This window comes from Cronobacter muytjensii ATCC 51329, assembly GCF_001277195.1.
Lineage (GTDB): Bacteria > Pseudomonadota > Gammaproteobacteria > Enterobacterales > Enterobacteriaceae > Cronobacter > Cronobacter muytjensii.
Window position 1 is genome coordinate 3097100 of the sequence record NZ_CP012268.1, and the last position, 16898, is coordinate 3113997.

Sequence of the window (16898 nt, forward strand, 5' to 3'; positions counted from 1 at the left end):
GGCTCCTTATTGGGTGATCATGTCGTCGCGGTGAACGGCCACCGGGCCATATTCATAGCCGAGAATGGCGTCAATCTGCTGCGAGTGGTGCCCGGCGATGCGGCGCAGCGCGTCGCTGTTGTAGCGCGTGACGCCGTGGGCGATGTCGCGCCCTTCCAGATTGCGGATGCGGATAACTTCACCGCGCGAAAAATTGCCGGTGACGCTTTTGATGCCTTTGGGCAGCAGCGAGCTGCCGCGTTCCATAATGGCGGCCTGCGCGCCCTCGTCGACGGTGATTTCGCCAGCGGGCGGCGCGCCGAAGATCCAGCGCTTGCGGTTCTCAAGCGGCGTCTGCTGCGGGTGGAAGCGCGTGCCGACCGGCAGCCCTTCGATAACGTCGTTGATAACACCCGGCTTGCTGCCTGCGGCAATCACGGTCTCGATACCCGCGCGGCCCGCAACATCCGCCGCCTGAAGCTTGGTGCCCATGCCGCCGGTGCCGAGCCCGGAGACGCTGTCGCCCGCAATCGCGCGCAGGGTGTCGTCGATGCCGTAAACATCCTGAATCAGCTCGGCCTGCGGGTTATTGCGCGGGTCGGCGGTGAAGAGGCCCTGCTGATCGGTCAGCAGCAGCAGTTTATCGGCACCGGCGAGAATGGCGGCCAGTGCCGAGAGGTTGTCGTTGTCGCCCACTTTGATTTCCGCCGTAGCGACCGCGTCGTTTTCGTTGATGACCGGCACGATGCGGTTATCGAGCAGCGCGGTGAGCGTGTCGCGGGCGTTCAGGAAGCGCTCGCGATCTTCCATATCCGCGCGGGTCAGCAGCATCTGCCCCACATGGATGCCGTAAATCGAGAAAAGCTGCTCCCAGAGCTGGATCAGGCGGCTCTGCCCGACCGCCGCCAGCAGCTGTTTGGAGGCGATGGTCGCCGGCAGTTCCGGGTAGCCGAGGTGTTCGCGCCCGGCGGCGATGGCCCCGGACGTGACAATCACAATACGATGCCCGGCGGCGTGCTGCTGCGCGCACTGGCGCACCAGTTCGACAATATGGGCGCGATTCAGGCGACGCGAGCCGCCTGTCAGGACGCTGGTCCCCAGTTTCACCACCAGGGTCTGGCTGTTACTCATGATGTTTTGCCGTATCAACGAAATTGGAAAAATTAAACCCAAAACGACGTTGTAACAGGAGAGCGCGCCCTTGCCAACTCCCGGCCCGAAAAACCGCACGGCGCGCAGACGAACCGGCAAGCATAGCGGCGCTGTTTGATATTTTTATTACAGTTTACGAAAAATATATCTTTTTAAAATTTATCTTACTTTGTCATATTTTTTTCATATCGGACCGTTAAAACCCATCTTGTTTTTTCACAGGTCTTTGACCCGCGAATTTTAGCGCGTAAATAATGATTGGGATTAATGATGAAAAAGAGCACTCTGGCATTAGTGGTGATGGGTATTGTTGCGTCTTCTGCTATTCAGGCCGCAGAAATTTATAACAAGAACGGCAACAAGCTGGATCTTTATGGCCGTGTTAAAGCCGAACATTATATGAGCGATAACGACGCTGTAGACGGGGATCAATCTTATATCCGTCTGGGCTTCAAAGGCGCGACACAAATTAACGATCAACTGACCGGTTTCGGCCAGTGGGAATATCAGGTTGCCGCTAACCGTGTGGAAGGTGACAGCACGAACAGCGCCACCAAAACCCGTCTGGCTTTTGCGGGCCTGAAGTTCGCCGACCTGGGCTCCATCGATTACGGTCGTAACTACGGCATCCTGTATGACGTGGGTTCTTACACCGATATAATCCCGGAATTCGGTGGCGACGCGTACACCAAAACCGATAACTTCATGACCGGCCGTACCACTGGCGTGGCCACCTACCGCAACACCGATTTCTTCGGTCTGGTGGATGGTCTGAAATTCGGCCTGCAATACCAGGGCAAAAACGAGAACGATAGCCGTGCCGCCAGCAAAGCCAACGGCGACGGCTACGGTGCCTCTGTTAACTACGCGCTGGGCGACAGCGGGGTGAGCATCGGCGGCGCTTACACCAAATCAAACCGTACGCTGGCGCAGCGTAATTCCACGCTCGGTAAAGGCGATAACGCGGAAGCCTGGGCGACTGGTCTGAAGTATGACGCCAACAATATCTACCTGGCGGCGACCTATGCGGAAACCCGCAACATGACCCCGATCACTGGCGGTTTTGCCAATAAAAACCAGGGCTTCGAAGTGGTTGCGCAGTATCAGTTCGACTTTGGCCTGCGTCCGTCCATCGGCTATGTGCAGTCAAAAGCCAAAGATGTTGAAAACGGCATTGGCGACGTTGATCTGGTGAAATATGTGGACGTTGCAGCGACCTACTATTTCAATAAAAACATGTCTGCTTTTGTTGATTACAAAATTAACCAGCTGGACGACGACAACGCACTTAATATCAACAACGATGACGTTGTTGCGCTGGGCCTCGTTTACCAGTTCTGATTAATATTTGACACGCCCACGCCGTGGGCGTTTATAACATCGTGTGGCTACGAAAAAAATAACCCCGCGTCGGCGGGGTTATTTTTTGGCTTATCCAGGTATTAACTGAAATACGGCTTATGCAGAAAGTTTCAGGTTTTCTGTCACCGGCTCCAGTTTTAAATCCATCGAAGCGAGCAGCGCACGCAATCTTTCATGGAAGTCACGCAGCGTTTTCTCAAGCTTCTCTTTCACTTCGGCGTCTTTGATCGGGGTGACATTCCAGACGCCCTCTTTATCAAACAGACCAAATTGCCAGGTGTAGGTGAAACGGTCTTCCTGTGCTTCCAGCTCCATCCACCAGCCCCAGAATTCACGCTTCTCCGGCGCTGGTTTCACGTTGACGCAAACAGCCAGGCAATCAAAGAAGAAGCGGTTATCTTCACACTGCTCTTCCCGAATATACGGGCCAAGGGCAGTGAATTTCTTAATCATCCTGCTTTTCGGGTGTCCACTCGGTAACGTCATTGCGATCTCCTTTTGTGAAGCCACTGTTTTACCAAACCAATGGAAATTAGCCAATCATTAACGCAATTTATGGTTTACCCACCCGGAAATCTCATGCAGCGCCTTGTCAAAGTTGCTGTACACGGGCGAAGTCGGGATCTCCAGCAGTTTACCCGCGACAGATGACGAGGCGATTAAACGCGCTTCTTCCTCCGGGCTGAACGGATCGTTTTTCCAGAAGCCCGCCAGCATTGGCGTCGGACAGCGGCGGCCCAGCAGCCCCTGCGTTTTCAGCGAATAGCGGTTGAGTTCGACGCGCAGCGCGTTGTCCGAGGCGTCATACATGCCAAGCCGGCTCGCCAGCACATCCATATACATCTCCGGCACCTGGCCTTGCCGCGTCGGCTCGCTTAACAATTGATGCACTACCGGGCCAAGACACGCCACCGCCTTCAGGCGTGGCGCCTCCAGATACGCCAGCCGCACCGCCACGTTCGCCCCGAAGCGGAACCCAAACGCCGCCACACGGGTGTGATCGACCCACGGCAGCGTCGGCAGCGCCTGCAACACATGCTGATGCAGAAAGCTCGAATCCTGGGTGAGCGTCCATTTCGCTGACGCGCCGACGGACGGCATATCGATGGTCAGCATGGCGATCCCGAGCGGCGCGAAGTAGCGCTCGAAAAGATTAAAGTAGTCGCTTTGCAGCGAATCGAGACCGCCGCAAATCAGCACCGTCGGGAACGGCCCTTGCCCGCCTTTGGGCAGATGCAAAAAGCCGGTGATGGACGCGCCGCCGGGAATGGCGAACGTCAGCTCGCGCAGTTCGCCGGAGAGCCGCGTGGCCGCTTCTTCATAAGCCCGGTTGGCGAGCGCCTGCGCCTGTTCGGCCAGCGCGTCGCCCTTCAGATGCGGATACGCGGCGATACTGTAAAGTGTCGACGCCATCAGCCACGCCTTGCCGATGGCGTGTTCGTCCGTTTCCTGCCCCGCGCGCTGCTGCCACGTCATCGCCTGCTTCGACCACTCGTAATTCCAGTTGCCGCCGCGATAGCCGACCACCGTGTCATACAGGGCGGGATCGGTGCGCTCGGCATCGCTTAATACAATGCGCGACTGCACCTCAAGAATTTCCAGCGGATCGACGCCGCGCCAGACCCACATCAGGCGGTTTATCATGCGGTACCAGTGCGGCACCGTTTTGCCATCCAGCGCGGACTGAATGACCGGAGGCGGGGCATGCTGAAGCCGACGCACCAGCGTCGACGTTTCGGGGTGCTTAAACCGTGGCTTAAACAGGGTTTCGCTCAGATTTGCCTGCGACATGCTCTGCCTCCGTGAAAACGTCACAAAGCTTAATTGTACTCGCAGGCGATGGATAAAAACAAAAACGCCCGGCGGTGCCGGGCGTAAAGATGCGTAAGGGCGGGATTAACGGCCAGACAGTGGCGGTACAAAGACCACGCCCATGTCCCACGGCTGCTCGATCCAGGTGTCCTGCGGAATGTCGATAACGTAGTCATCCACCAGCGGCTGGCCTGCCGGCTTAGCGAAAATGGTCACGAAACGGGCTTTTGGGTACATTTCGCGGATAGCCACCGCGGTGCCGCCGGTATCCACCAGATCGTCCACCACGATAAAGCCTTCGCCATCGCCTTCGGCGCGCTTGATAACCTTCAGTTCGCGCTGGTTGTCATGGTCGTAGCTGGAGATACAGACGGTATCAACGTGACGGATACCCAGTTCGCGCGCCAGCAGCGCGCCCGGCACCAGACCGCCGCGGCTGACGGCGATAATGCCTTTCCACTGCTCGGCCGGCAGCAGGCGGCTCGCCAGCTTGCGTGCATGGATCTGTAACATATCCCAGGTGACAACGTATTTTTCGCTCATGTGAAGTGTCCCGGCCAGTTTAAAAAACGGCTTAAAAAGTGTTCAGGGGGAAAATAGGTTGCGCGAGATTATAGAGATCTGAACCGCTAAAAACCAGTGCCATGCGGCACGGGCCGTGGTTTTTGCTCGCTTTGGTCTGCACGGCATAAAAGAAAGTGGTATTCTCGGGCTATTGCCCAGGCCCGTCTTGCGGCACATCACAACGATAACCCAGAGGCCCGTTCGCCGCATTGCAGCGGGCTCAGTCAAGGAGACTTAACGTGTCTGAACTGTCTCAACTCTCCCCTCAACCGCTGTGGGATATTTTCGCGAAAATCTGCTCCATTCCTCATCCTTCCTATCATGAAGAACAACTCGCCGAACACATCATGGGCTGGGCGAAGGAAAAAGGCCTGTTCGCCGAGCGCGACCAGGTGGGCAACATTTTAATTCGCAAACCGGCGACCGCCGGCATGGAAAACCGCAAGCCGGTCGTGCTGCAGGCGCACCTTGACATGGTGCCGCAGAAAAATAACGACACCGTTCATGACTTCACCAAAGATCCTATCCAGCCGTACATTGACGGCGAGTGGGTGAAAGCGCGCGGCACCACGCTTGGCGCGGACAACGGCATCGGTATGGCCTCCGCGCTGGCGGTGCTGGCGGATGATGCCGTTGAACATGGCCCGCTGGAAGTGCTGCTGACCATGACCGAAGAAGCCGGTATGGACGGTGCGTTCGGTCTGCAGGCCGACTGGTTGCAGGCGGACATCCTGATCAATACCGATTCCGAAGAGGAAGGCGAAATCTACATGGGTTGCGCCGGCGGCATCGATTTTATCTCCACGCTGACGCTTTCCCGCGAAGCGATCCCGGCCGGTTTCGAGGCGTTTAAACTGACGCTCAAAGGGCTGAAAGGCGGCCACTCCGGCGGCGATATCCACCTGGGTCTCGGCAACGCTAATAAACTGCTGGCCCGTTTCCTGTTCGCACATGCAAAAGCGTTAGATCTGCGTCTGGTGGATTTCAACGGCGGCACGCTGCGTAACGCTATCCCGCGCGAAGCGTTCGCGACCGTCGCGGTGCCTGCCGCTAAAGCGGACGAGCTGAAAACGCTGGCGAATACCTATCTCGATATCCTGAAAAATGAGCTCTCTGTTAAAGAGAAGAACATTACCGTTCTGCTGGAGTCGGCGAGCACGGATAAAGCCGCGCTGACCGCACAGAGCCGCGATGCGTTTGTGGCGCTGCTGAACGCGATGCCGAACGGCGTCATCCGTAACTCTGACGTCGCCAAAGGCGTGGTGGAAACCTCCCTGAACGTGGGCGTGGTCACCATGAACGACGAGCAGGCGGAAATCATCTGCCTGATCCGCTCGCTTATCGACAGCGGTAAAGATTACGTGGTGGGCATGCTGAACGCGCTGGGCCAGCTGGCGGGCGCGCAGAGCGTCGCTAAAGGCAGCTACCCGGGCTGGCAGCCGGACGCGAATTCGCCGGTGATGCATCTGGTGCGCGAAACCTACCAGCGTCTGTTTAACAAAACGCCGAATATCCAGGTTATCCACGCCGGGCTGGAATGTGGTCTGTTCAAAAAACCGTACCCGCAGATGGATATGGTTTCCATCGGGCCAACCATCACCGGGCCGCACTCGCCGGATGAGCAGGTCCATATCGAAAGCGTGGGCCAGTACTGGACCCTGCTGACCGAGCTGCTGAAAGCGATCCCGGTTAAATAAGCGTTTAAGCGGAATGCAGAATAAAGGCGGCTCTGAGGCCGCCTTTTTATTTGCGGCGTCGCGAGACATGTTTGAAGGATGGGGACGGGAGGTGCCGTTAGCGTCGTTTGCGGAGGTCGGGCGCGCTGCGCTTCCCCGCCCTACGCCCCCCGCCGGTCATCGTCATGCAGGTGAGTAAACGCAGCGCCCACCAGCCCGACCGGGAAAACCTCAAAGCCCCAGCACCAGCTGGCGTTCGAGTTGCGGATCAAGCAGCGTCACGTGCAGCCCCACCAGCCGCACGCCGCGCCCGGCGCGCCGCTCATCCCAGGTTTTTTTTGCGGTCGCGATCAGGTCTTCTTTATTCAGGCGCGGCCAGACATGTTCCTGAGTGGTCAGCTGAAAATCATTAAATTTGAGTTTAACGCCCTGTCGCGCGATGCGCAGATCGGGTTTGACCTTCGCGAGCCGCAGTTCGAGCTCCGGATAAAGCCGTTCGATGATAGCCTCGCACTCTGCCCATTCATGGATATCTTCCGCAAGCGTGCGCTCGACACCCACCGATTTCCGCTGGCGATCCGGGCTGATTTCACGCTCATCGATGCCGTGGCTGCGCTCCCATAACACCCGGCCAAACTTTCCGAAGCGTTTAAGCAGCGAGGCCAGATCGCTGTTCTGCACATCTTCACAGGTACGCAGCCCCAGCCCTTCGAGCTTGCCTGCCGTCACTTTGCCGACGCCGGGGATTTTGCCAAGCGGCAGCGATTTCAAAAATGCGGGCACCGCTTGCGGCGTAATAACATATTGTCCGTTGGGCTTATTCATATCCGAGGCGATTTTGGCGAGAAACTTAATCGGCGCCACGCCTGCCGAGGCGGTGAGCTGTAATTCGTTAAAAATCGTCTGGCGGATTTCGCGCGCCATCAGCGTGGCTGAGCCGTAACAGTGCGGGCTGTCGGTGACGTCAAGATACGCCTCGTCGAGCGACAGCGGCTCAATCAGCGGGGTGTAGCGCGAGAAGATATCGCGAATATGGGCAGAGGCCTCTTTATAAGCGTCAAAACGGCCCGGCAGGAGCGTCAGGTGCGGGCAGAGCTTGAGGGCCATTCCGGTGGGCATCGCGCTGCGAACGCCATACTTTCGGGCCGGATAGTTGGCGGTACTGATAACGCCACGGCGTTCGCGGCTGCCGCCGATGGCGAGCGGAATATCGCGCAGGGCGGGGTTATCGCGCATCTCAACCGCTGCGAAAAAGCAGTCCATATCGACATGAATGATTTTGCGCATACCCCGGCCTCGCACTGTATGTGCATACAGTCTGGCAAAAAAGCCGCGCTGCGGCAACCTTCCTTATTTCGGCGGGATTGAGTAAATTCAACGCGGCGCCAGGAAGTTAAGCAGAACTTAATTGTAAACGCAGCAGGCAGCGCTTGCGAAAAATAACAGCGATGCTAATGTGAGCGCTCCTGAACCAGAATAGTCTTATTTTGGCTCCCTGCGCCGTTCCGGCATCGGTCTTAGCGTTCTCAAGGAAACAAGCAGTATGCGTAAAATCGCATTGTTAATCGCAATGCTTCTGGTGTCGTGCTTTTCATGGGCCAGTACAGTCAGTAGCGACAGCGTTACCCCGATAAAAAAAGAATTAAAACAGCAGTTAATGGGTTCCCCGGTTTATATCCAGATCTTTAAGGAAGAACGCACGCTTGAGCTGTACGTCAAGATGGGCGAGCAATACCAGTTACTGGATAGCTACCGTATCTGCAACTATTCCGGCGGTCTTGGGCCGAAACGTCGTCAGGGCGATTTCAAAAGCCCGGAAGGCTTTTACAGCGTGCAGCGTAGCCAGCTCAAACCCGACAGCCGTTTTTATAAAGCGATTAATATCGGTTTTCCGAACGCCTTTGACCGCGCTAACGGCTATGAAGGGAAATATCTGATGATCCACGGCGCCTGCGTTTCCGTGGGTTGCTATGCGATGACCGATAAAAATATCGATGAGATTTTCCAGTTCGTCACCGGCGCGCTGGTGTTTGGTCAGCCGAATGTCCAGGTGAGCATTTATCCGTTCCGCATGACCGACGCCAATATGGAGCGACATAAGTATTCGTACTTTATCGGTTTCTGGAAACAGCTTAAGCCTGGGTATGACTACTTTATGGCGACCCGTCAGCCGCCAGTCGTTTCAGTAGTGAATGGCACTTATGTGGTCAGCAAACCGCTCAGCAGCAGCGTGGTGCACCCGCAACTGGCGTCAAACTACACGCTCCCCGAGACAAAATAACGCCCACTCGCCTGGCATAATCTTGTGCCAGGTTTCATTGCCTGTCAGCGGCTGCGTGGCGATCACCGTGACCACATCATTGGGTGTGGTCTCCTCCTGAAAATCAATTTCCACATCCTGATCGAGCAGTTTGGCGACGCCAAACGGCGCACGGCGTGTTATCCAGAAGAGATTGGTGGAGCAGAACGCCATCACGTAGCGCCCGTCAGAGAGCAGCATATTAAAGACGCCCTTTTCGCGCAGTTCGCTTGCCAGTTCGGCGATATACCGAAAGACCGCCGTCATGTTGCCCGGCGTGCGTGGGTAGCGCGTGGTGAGCTTATGCAGCAACCAGCAGAAGGCTTTTTCGCTGTCGGTTTCGCCAATCGGGCGAAACGGGCCGGTGTCGAGCGTTCGGTAGCCGGTGAGCTGGCCGTTATGGGCGTAAGTCCAGTTGCGGCCCCACAGCTCGCGGGTAAACGGATGGGTGTTTTCCAGCGCCACTTCGCCGCGGTTCGCCTGACGGATATGCGCCACCACTGAGCAGGATTTGATGGGGTAATCCTGCACCAGCTTCGCGATGGGCGAGTTGTAGCTCGGCTGCGGATCTTTAAACGTGCGACAGCCTTTGCCTTCGTAAAAGGTAATGCCCCAGCCGTCTTTATGCGGCCCGGTTCCTCCGCCCCGCTGCACGAGGCCGGTAAAGCTAAAGCAGATATCGGTCGGCACGTTGGCGCTCATCCCGAGCAGTTCGCACATGATTCACCTCGTCACACGCCGCCTTCCTCGCAGAAGGCGTCACTGGGGCAGCCGGACGTGCGACGCGCGCCCGTACCGGCACAACAGCCTAATCAGGCTTTCACCATCTCTTTTTCAATCAGCTGGATCAGGATATGGATCACTTTGATGTGAATTTCCTGAATACGGTCAGCATAGCCGAAATGCGGCACGCGGATTTCGACATCGGCGGTGCCGGCCATTTTGCCGCCGTCTTTACCGGTCAGCGTGATAACTTTCATGCCCTTCTCACGCGCGGCCTCGATGGCTTTGATAACGTTACCGGAGTTGCCGGACGTGGAGATGCCGAGCAGCACATCGCCCTCACGCCCTACCGCCTCGACATAGCGGGAGAAGATATGGTCGTAACCGAAATCGTTGCCAACGCAGGAGATGTGGCTGACGTCGGAAATCGCGATCGCCGGATAGCCCGGACGGTTTTCACGGTAGCGCCCGGTCAGCTCTTCGGCGAAGTGCATCGCGTCGCAGTGTGAACCGCCGTTGCCGCAGGAGAGCACTTTGCCGCCCGCTTTGAAGCTGTCCGCCAGTAACACCGCCGCCCGCTGGATAGCGTGGATATTGGCTTCATCTTTCAAAAAGTTAGCCAGCGTTTCGGCGGCTTCGTTCAGCTCGTTACGAATCAGATCCTGGTACATGAGGGATATCCTTCAGCATTAAAAAGTAACCGCATGCAGTGTACCGGATAGCGCCGGGAGCGAGAAGCGCCACGCCGCGGCCTGCGTGCAGGTTTTGCGTTTACGTGCGGCAACAATGTGAGCCAGGTTGTAATTATTTTGTGAACGCATTGCTAAAAAAAGCAACATCCTCTACAACCATATCATCACAAGTGGTCAGACCTCCTACAAGCAAGGGAGCTTTTCTTTATGATGATCTTGAGTATCGTTGCCACCCTCGTCCTGATCGGTGCGCTGTTTTATCACCGCGTCAGCCTGACGCTCAGCAGCCTGATTCTGCTGGCCTGGACCGCAGCCCTGGGCGCCGTTGGCCTCTGGTCGCTGTGGCTGCTGGTGCCGCTGGCTATCATTCTGGTTCCCCTTAACGTGACGCCGATGCGTAAATCGCTTATCTCGGCACCGGTGTTCCGCGGCTTTCGTAAGGTGATGCCGCCAATGTCGCGCACGGAGAAAGAGGCGATCGACGCCGGTACCACCTGGTGGGAAGGCGATCTGTTTCGCGGCAACCCGGACTGGCAAAAGCTGCATAATTACCCGCAGCCGAAGCTGACCGCCGAAGAGCAGGCGTTCCTCGACGGCCCGGTGGAAGAAGCGTGCCGCATGGCCAATGACTTCCAGATAACCCACGAAATGGCGGATCTGCCGCCGGAGCTGTGGGCGTACCTGAAAGAACATCGCTTCTTCGCGATGATCATCAAGAAAGAGTATGGCGGTCTGGAATTTTCGGCATATGCGCAGTCCCGCGTGCTGCAAAAACTCTCCGGCGTCTCGGGCATTCTCGCGATTACCGTCGGCGTGCCGAACTCGCTCGGCCCTGGCGAACTGCTGCAACACTACGGCACCGAAGCGCAGAAAAACCATTATCTGCCGCGCCTGGCGCGTGGGCTGGAAATCCCCTGCTTCGCGCTCACCAGCCCTGAAGCGGGATCTGATGCGGGCGCTATTCCGGATACCGGCGTGGTCTGCATGGGCGAGTGGCAGGGTGAGCAGGTGCTTGGCATGCGCCTCACCTGGAACAAGCGCTACATTACGCTCGCGCCAATCGCCACCGTGCTGGGTCTCGCGTTTAAACTTTCTGACCCGGATCGTCTGCTGGGCGGCGAGCAGGAACTCGGCATTACCTGCGCCTTGATCCCGACGAACACGCCGGGCGTGGAAATCGGTAAACGTCACTTCCCGCTCAACGTGCCGTTCCAGAACGGCCCGACGCGCGGCAAAGATATCTTCGTGCCGATTGACTACATCATCGGCGGCCCGAAAATGGCCGGTCAGGGCTGGCGGATGCTGGTGGAATGCCTGTCGGTGGGTCGCGGCATTACGCTACCGTCTAACTCAACCGGCGGCCTGAAATCGGTGGCGCTGGCGACCGGCGCTTATGCCCATATCCGCCGTCAGTTCAAAATCTCTATCGGTAAAATGGAAGGGATCGAAGAGCCGCTGGCGCGCATCGCGGGTAATGCGTATGTGATGGATGCGGCGGCGTCGCTTATCACCTACGGCATTATGCTCGGCGAAAAACCGGCGGTGCTGTCGGCGATTGTGAAATATCACTGTACCCACCGCGGACAGCAGTCGATTATCGATGCGATGGATATCGCAGGCGGTAAAGGCATTATGCTCGGCGAGGGCAACTTCCTGGCCCGCGCGTATCAGGGCGCGCCTATCGCGATCACCGTGGAAGGCGCCAACATTCTGACCCGCAGCATGATGATCTTCGGCCAGGGCGCGATCCGCTGCCATCCGTATGTGCTGGAAGAGATGGCGGCGGCGCAGAATAACGACGTTAACGCGTTCGATAAACTGCTGTTCCGTCATATCGGCCACGTCGGCAGCAACCTGGTGCGCAGCTTCTGGCTCGGCCTGACCAACGGCCTGACCAGCAGCAGCCCGACCCGCGACGCCACGCGCCGCTACTATCAACATATCAACCGCCTGAGCGCCAGCCTGGCGCTGCTCTCCGACGTCTCAATGGCGGTACTGGGCGGCAGCCTGAAGCGTCGTGAACGCATCTCGGCGCGCCTGGGCGACGTGCTGAGCCAGCTCTACCTGGCCTCAGCGGTGCTGAAACGTTATGACGACGAAGGCCGTCAGGAAGCGGATCTCCCGCTGGTGCACTGGGGCGTGCAGGACGCGCTGCATCAGGCCGAGCAGGCAATCAGCGATCTGCTGCGTAACTTCCCGAACGGCGCGGTCGCGGGCCTGCTGAGCCTGGCGATTTTCCCGGCGGGCCGCCGTTACGACGCGCCTTCCGATAAGCTGGATCACAAACTTGCGAAGATCCTGCAGACGCCGTCGGCGACCCGTTCACGCATCGGCCGCGGCCAGTACCTGACGCCGAGCGAGCATAACCCGGTCGGGTTGCTGGAGCAGGCATTGCAGGATGTGATGGCCGCCGATCCTATCCACCAGCGGATCTGCAAAGAGATGGGCAAAAACCTGCCGTTCACCCGTCTTGATGAGCTGGCGAAGCGCGCACTGAAAGAAGGCCGCATCAATGAAGATGAAGCCGCTATTCTGATTCGCGCCGAAGAGAGCCGTCTGCGCAGCATTAACGTCGATGAGTTCGAACCGGATGCGCTGGCGACACAGCCTGTAAAGCTGCCGGAGACGGTGCGTAAAGTCGAAGCCGCGTAATGCCGCTCTGTGAAAAACCCCGCTCCGGCGGGGTTTTTTATTGCCTCGCATCCTGCCGTGCGCGTGATAAAGTGGCCTGAGTTGCCAATGACGGGGGAGTCTGAACGTGTCTGGTTTGAAAATATCGCTGATGCAGCAACCGCTGACCTGGATGGACGGGCCCGCTAATCTGCGCCACTTCGACGTGCTGCTGGAAAAGGTAGAAGGGCGGGATCTCATTGTGCTGCCGGAGATGTTCACTACGGGCTTTGCAATGGAAGCCGCGCAGGCGTCGCTCCCGGAGGAGACCGTCGTCGCCTGGATGCAGGAAAAGGCGCGCCAGACCAGTGCGATGGTGGCGGGCAGCGCCGCCTTACAGAGCGAGCGCGGGCCGGTAAACCGGTTTTTACTGGTCGAGCCGCAGGGCGCGGTGCACCGCTACGACAAACGTCATCTGTTCCGCATGGCCGATGAGCATCAGCATTATGTAGCGGGCGAAGCGCGCCTTATTGTTGAATGGCGCGGCTGGCGTATTCTGCCGCTGGTCTGTTATGACCTGCGTTTCCCGGTGTGGTCGCGCAACCGCAACGATTATGACCTGGCGCTCTATGTGGCGAACTGGCCTGCCCCACGCGCCCTGCACTGGCAGGCGCTCCTGACGGCGCGCGCCATTGAGAACCAGGCGTATGTCGCTGGCTGCAACCGGGTGGGCAGCGACGGCAACGGCCATCACTACCGCGGTGACAGCCGCATCATCAACCCGCAGGGCGAAATTATCGCCGCGAGCGACGCGCATCAGGCGGTTCGTCTGGAAGCGGAGCTGTCTCTGGAGTCGCTGAACGACTATCGCGACAAATTCCCGGCCTGGCAGGACGCCGACTCGTTTACGCTGGGGTGATATTCAGGGGCGGCTTAAAAGCGGCCCGTTGATTTTGCTGGCGCAGAAAAGACGAAAGCCCGAATCATTGCTGATTCGGGCTTTCTGAATAGTGGCGGAACGGACGGGACTCGAACCCGCGACCCCCTGCGTGACAGGCAGGTATTCTAACCGACTGAACTACCGCTCCGCGTTGTGTTCCCTTGGGAACGGGGCGAATATTACGGGCTGGCCCCGTAACCGTCAACGGTTTTTCTCACATTTTGAATCGTTTGCTTTAAAAATCGCCCGCCCGGCGATTTTGTCAGCATTTTCAGTATGCTCAGGCGCGCCAGAGGCAGCTACCGCCCTTTTTCTGCACCAGATCGAGACGCGATTCATGCGCTGCCAGTTCTTCATCGCACGCCCGAACGACCTTAAGGCGCGACGCCTGGCGGACCACACGCTGAATGCCGGTATCGCCCTGCTGTTGCTGCCCATCCCCTTCCATCGCGAACGCGATGGACGTCTGCCCGCCGGTCATGGCCAGATAGACTTCCGCCAGAATTTGGGAGTCGAGCAATGCGCCGTGCAGCGTACGCTTGGTGTTGTCTATCTCATAACGCGAACATAATGCATCGAGGCTGTTGCGCTTGCCCGGGAACATCTTACGGGCCATCGCCAGGCTGTCGGTGATTTTGCAGAACGTTTCGGTCTTCGGAATGCCACGGTTGAGCATGCCGAATTCGTAATCCATAAAGCCGATATCGAACGACGCGTTATGGATGACCAGCTCAGCGCCGCGAATGTAGTCGAGAAAATCGTCCACCACATCGCCGAAAACCGGTTTATTCAGCAAAAACTCGTCGGAGATGCCGTGAACCATAAAGGCTTCCGGGTCCACCAGCCGGTCGGGCTTGAGATAGACGTGAAAGTTATTGCCGGTCAGGCGACGGTTAATGACTTCAACCGCACCGATCTCAATAATGCGGTGCCCTTCATAATGGGCGCCTATCTGGTTCATACCGGTGGTTTCGGTATCCAGAACGATCTGTCGTGTAATAGCTGTGCTCATAGCGCTCGTTTATGTCAGACTTGGCTTTTTACTCACAGGAAGTCTACCAGAGATGCGTAAACAGGTAGAAATTTTCACCGATGGATCTTGTCTCGGCAACCCGGGGCCGGGGGGTTATGGCGCGATTCTGCGTTATAAGCAGCACGAGCGTACCTTTAGCGCCGGCTATCGCCTGACGACCAATAACCGAATGGAGCTGATGGCGGCGATTGTGTCGCTGGAGGCGCTGCGCGAGCACTGCACCGTCACGCTCAGCACCGACAGCCAGTATGTGCGCCAGGGCATCACGCAGTGGATACACAACTGGAAAAAGCGCGGCTGGAAAACCGCCGACAAGAAACCGGTTAAAAATGTCGATTTATGGCAGCGGCTGGATGCGGCGCTAAGCCAGCATGAGATTAAGTGGGAGTGGGTCAAGGGCCACGCCGGGCACCCGGAAAACGAACGCTGTGACGAACTGGCGCGCGCGGCCGCAATGGCGCCAACGCTTGAAGACACCGGCTATCAACCGGAAACGGCAGCGAGTTAAGGCTTGCGATACTGCCGTGTGGCACCGACAGCCGGGCGCAGTTGCGTGCGGGCGCGCGGCTTCATTAATGGATTGATCGTCAGCGGGATGGTGCGCTTGCGCGCCACCATCACCTGCAAACAGCCCAGCGCAGGCAAATGTTTCGTCAGCATTTTGCCGCCCTGCCGACACCAGGGCAGCACCTGACAACGGTTATAATAGAGCAGCTCAAAGTTAAGCAGCGACAGCCAGTCCATCTGGCGCATCAGGGTAAACATCCGGCTATTCACCGGCGCGCGTTTGCGAACGAACGGCAGGAGTTTGGCCGCGCCCAGCAGGCTCACCGGGTTAAAACCGGTCATGATGAGCCAGCCATCATCAATCAGCACCCGATCCGCCTCATTGAGCAGCCGATGTGGATCGGTGCACCAGGGCAGCGTATGCGCCAGCAGGCAGGCATCGACGGATTTAGCGGCAAACGGCAGATGCAGCGGGTCGCCCTGCACCTGCAGCGCATCGCCTTGTTGCGCAATATTGACCTGATGGGAAATAGCGCAGGCGTCGGTGTTTATCTCCGCGCTGAGATTGCCTATCTTAAGCAAATGAAAGCCATACATTTTCCCAAGCCAGGGCTGGAGTTCCCGCTCAAGCGTCGCGCGATAATTGTCGCCCCAGGAAAATGCATCCCAGTGGGTCGGTGCGCTGAGTGTCGCGGGTGTCCTTGCCGGTTTCATCACTACCTTCCGTAATGCATAAGAGGTGATTTATGAATCTTAACAGTATTCCTGCTTTCGAGGATAACTACATCTGGGTGTTAAATAATGAAGAAGGGCAATGCCTGATTGTCGACCCGGGCGAGGCGGAACCGGTATTGAACGCTATTGAAGAAAACCAATGGCGGCCGATTGCGATTTTACTGACCCATCATCATCACGATCACACCGGTGGGGTAAAAGAATTAGTGGCGCGTTTTCCCGATCTCGTTGTGTACGGGCCAGAAGAGACCCGTAGCAAAGGCGCGCAGGTTATAGTCAACGATGGCGAGAAGTTCAACATTCTGGGCTGTGATTTCCTCGCGTTCGCCACGCCAGGTCACACTTTAGGACATTTCTCATATTTCAGTTTCCCTTATCTGTTTTGTGGCGACACCATGTTCTCTGGCGGTTGTGGACGCCTGTTTGAAGGCACGCCAGCGCAGATGTACCAATCCTTCCAAAAGATAAACGCCCTGCCCGACGAAACGCTTATTTGCTGCGCCCACGAGTACACATTAAGCAATCTTAAGTTTTTAGTGGCTATTTTGCCGAACGATCCGGTTTTAACCCAATATTATCGAGAAGTTAATGAGTTACGTGCGAAAAATCAAAAAACACTCCCCTCAATTCTTAAAAATGAGCGCCAAATAAATCTTTACCTCCGTCTTGAAGATGATGATTTGATTGGGAAAATTAATGCAGATCTGCGGTTGTCCTCTCCTGAAGAGAGATTTGCATGGTTAAGGTCAAAGAAAGATAACTTCTAAAAATTCTTGCTTGTATTCAGGAAACTTCGCCGTTATCATTGCTCGTC

The 16898-nt window shown here is 57.1% G+C and carries 16 protein-coding genes and 1 tRNA gene; 7 read left to right on the top strand and 10 right to left on the bottom strand.

Annotated elements, in window-relative coordinates:
• Positions 1-6 precede the first annotated feature (6 nt).
• Positions 7-1110: a glutamate 5-kinase gene (proB, locus tag AFK63_RS14290; protein WP_007750943.1), complete on the bottom strand. Its 1104-nt coding sequence runs from the start codon at positions 1108-1110 to the stop codon at positions 7-9.
• Between the two features lie 291 nt (positions 1111-1401).
• On the opposite strand from proB, the gene ompC reads away from it, so the two are divergent.
• Positions 1402-2472, top strand: coding sequence for a porin OmpC (ompC, locus tag AFK63_RS14295; protein WP_038864642.1), 1071 nt, complete (start codon positions 1402-1404; stop codon positions 2470-2472).
• Between the two features lie 117 nt (positions 2473-2589).
• Here the strand turns inward: ompC and crl are convergent, their stop codons facing one another.
• The 3 genes from crl to gpt all read right to left on the bottom strand — a co-directional run bounded on the left by crl (position 2590) and on the right by gpt (position 4848).
• Positions 2590-2979 (bottom strand): sigma factor-binding protein Crl, encoded by a 390-nt coding sequence (crl, locus tag AFK63_RS14300; protein ID WP_038864599.1) that lies wholly within the window; start codon positions 2977-2979, stop codon positions 2590-2592.
• A 57-nt stretch (positions 2980-3036) separates the two neighbouring features.
• Positions 3037-4284: an esterase FrsA gene (gene frsA, locus AFK63_RS14305; protein WP_038864601.1), complete on the bottom strand. Its 1248-nt coding sequence runs from the start codon at positions 4282-4284 to the stop codon at positions 3037-3039.
• A gap of 105 nt (positions 4285-4389) precedes the next feature.
• Positions 4390-4848: a xanthine phosphoribosyltransferase gene (gene gpt / locus AFK63_RS14310; protein WP_004385350.1), complete on the bottom strand. Its 459-nt coding sequence runs from the start codon at positions 4846-4848 to the stop codon at positions 4390-4392.
• 260 nt (positions 4849-5108) lie between these two features.
• Here gpt and pepD point away from each other — a divergent pair, with 260 nt between their 5' ends.
• Complete coding sequence (gene pepD, locus AFK63_RS14315; protein WP_038864604.1) at positions 5109-6566, top strand: cytosol nonspecific dipeptidase; 1458 nt, start codon at positions 5109-5111, stop codon at positions 6564-6566.
• A gap of 210 nt (positions 6567-6776) precedes the next feature.
• Here pepD and dinB read toward each other — a convergent pair whose 3' ends face one another.
• On the bottom strand, positions 6777-7832 hold the full coding sequence (gene dinB, locus AFK63_RS14320) for a DNA polymerase IV (protein ID WP_038864606.1): 1056 nt from the start codon (positions 7830-7832) through the stop codon (positions 6777-6779).
• A 256-nt stretch (positions 7833-8088) separates the two neighbouring features.
• Here dinB and dpaA point away from each other — a divergent pair, with 256 nt between their 5' ends.
• Positions 8089-8826 (top strand): peptidoglycan meso-diaminopimelic acid protein amidase, encoded by a 738-nt coding sequence (gene dpaA / locus AFK63_RS14325; RefSeq protein ID WP_038864607.1) that lies wholly within the window; start codon positions 8089-8091, stop codon positions 8824-8826.
• On the opposite strand, the gene AFK63_RS14330 is transcribed toward dpaA, so the two are convergent.
• Together AFK63_RS14330 and lpcA are read right to left on the bottom strand one after the other, a co-directional pair.
• Complete coding sequence (locus AFK63_RS14330) at positions 8797-9564, bottom strand: class II glutamine amidotransferase (RefSeq protein ID WP_038864608.1); 768 nt, start codon at positions 9562-9564, stop codon at positions 8797-8799. The genes dpaA and AFK63_RS14330 overlap by 30 nt on opposite strands.
• A 92-nt stretch (positions 9565-9656) precedes the next feature.
• A complete protein-coding gene (lpcA, locus tag AFK63_RS14335) occupies positions 9657-10238 on the bottom strand; it encodes a D-sedoheptulose 7-phosphate isomerase (RefSeq protein ID WP_007720156.1) in 582 nt (193 codons plus the stop codon).
• 228 nt (positions 10239-10466) lie between these two features.
• Here lpcA and fadE point away from each other — a divergent pair, with 228 nt between their 5' ends.
• Positions 10467-12911: an acyl-CoA dehydrogenase FadE gene (gene fadE / locus AFK63_RS14340; RefSeq protein ID WP_038864610.1), complete on the top strand. Its 2445-nt coding sequence runs from the start codon at positions 10467-10469 to the stop codon at positions 12909-12911.
• A 106-nt stretch (positions 12912-13017) separates the two neighbouring features.
• A complete protein-coding gene (locus AFK63_RS14345; RefSeq protein ID WP_038864611.1) occupies positions 13018-13788 on the top strand; it encodes an amidohydrolase in 771 nt (256 codons plus the stop codon).
• 92 nt (positions 13789-13880) lie between these two features.
• On the opposite strand, the gene AFK63_RS14350 is transcribed toward AFK63_RS14345, so the two are convergent.
• Positions 13881-13957, bottom strand: a tRNA-Asp gene (locus tag AFK63_RS14350).
• A gap of 132 nt (positions 13958-14089) precedes the next feature.
• Positions 14090-14821: a DNA polymerase III subunit epsilon gene (gene dnaQ, locus AFK63_RS14355; RefSeq protein WP_007720151.1), complete on the bottom strand. Its 732-nt coding sequence runs from the start codon at positions 14819-14821 to the stop codon at positions 14090-14092.
• On the opposite strand from dnaQ, the gene rnhA reads away from it, so the two are divergent.
• Positions 14775-15350 carry a ribonuclease HI gene (gene rnhA, locus AFK63_RS14360; protein WP_161579310.1) on the top strand — a complete coding sequence of 192 codons (576 nt, stop codon included), beginning with the start codon at positions 14775-14777 and terminating at the stop codon, positions 15348-15350. The two genes, dnaQ and rnhA, sit on opposite strands and share 47 nt — an antisense overlap.
• Here rnhA and AFK63_RS14365 read toward each other — a convergent pair.
• Positions 15347-16063 (bottom strand): class I SAM-dependent methyltransferase, encoded by a 717-nt coding sequence (locus AFK63_RS14365; RefSeq protein ID WP_038864615.1) that lies wholly within the window; start codon positions 16061-16063, stop codon positions 15347-15349. The genes rnhA and AFK63_RS14365 overlap by 4 nt on opposite strands.
• A 32-nt stretch (positions 16064-16095) precedes the next feature.
• On the opposite strand from AFK63_RS14365, the gene gloB reads away from it, so the two are divergent.
• Complete coding sequence (gene gloB / locus AFK63_RS14370; RefSeq protein WP_038864617.1) at positions 16096-16851, top strand: hydroxyacylglutathione hydrolase; 756 nt, start codon at positions 16096-16098, stop codon at positions 16849-16851.
• Positions 16852-16898 lie beyond the last annotated feature (47 nt).

Coding starts and splice junctions, on each gene's coding strand:
- dinB (WP_038864606.1), bottom strand. CDS start 7,832: ATGCGCAAAATCATTCATGTCGATATGGACTGCTTTTTCGCAGCGGTT.
- gpt (WP_004385350.1), bottom strand. CDS start 4,848: ATGAGCGAAAAATACGTTGTCACCTGGGATATGTTACAGATCCATGCA.
- frsA (WP_038864601.1), bottom strand. CDS start 4,284: ATGTCGCAGGCAAATCTGAGCGAAACCCTGTTTAAGCCACGGTTTAAG.
- gloB (WP_038864617.1), top strand. CDS start 16,096: ATGAATCTTAACAGTATTCCTGCTTTCGAGGATAACTACATCTGGGTG.
- AFK63_RS14330 (WP_038864608.1), bottom strand. CDS start 9,564: ATGTGCGAACTGCTCGGGATGAGCGCCAACGTGCCGACCGATATCTGC.
- ompC (WP_038864642.1), top strand. CDS start 1,402: ATGAAAAAGAGCACTCTGGCATTAGTGGTGATGGGTATTGTTGCGTCT.
- lpcA (WP_007720156.1), bottom strand. CDS start 10,238: ATGTACCAGGATCTGATTCGTAACGAGCTGAACGAAGCCGCCGAAACG.
- AFK63_RS14365 (WP_038864615.1), bottom strand. CDS start 16,063: ATGAAACCGGCAAGGACACCCGCGACACTCAGCGCACCGACCCACTGG.
- fadE (WP_038864610.1), top strand. CDS start 10,467: ATGATGATCTTGAGTATCGTTGCCACCCTCGTCCTGATCGGTGCGCTG.
- crl (WP_038864599.1), bottom strand. CDS start 2,979: ATGACGTTACCGAGTGGACACCCGAAAAGCAGGATGATTAAGAAATTC.
- dpaA (WP_038864607.1), top strand. CDS start 8,089: ATGCGTAAAATCGCATTGTTAATCGCAATGCTTCTGGTGTCGTGCTTT.
- dnaQ (WP_007720151.1), bottom strand. CDS start 14,821: ATGAGCACAGCTATTACACGACAGATCGTTCTGGATACCGAAACCACC.
- proB (WP_007750943.1), bottom strand. CDS start 1,110: ATGAGTAACAGCCAGACCCTGGTGGTGAAACTGGGGACCAGCGTCCTG.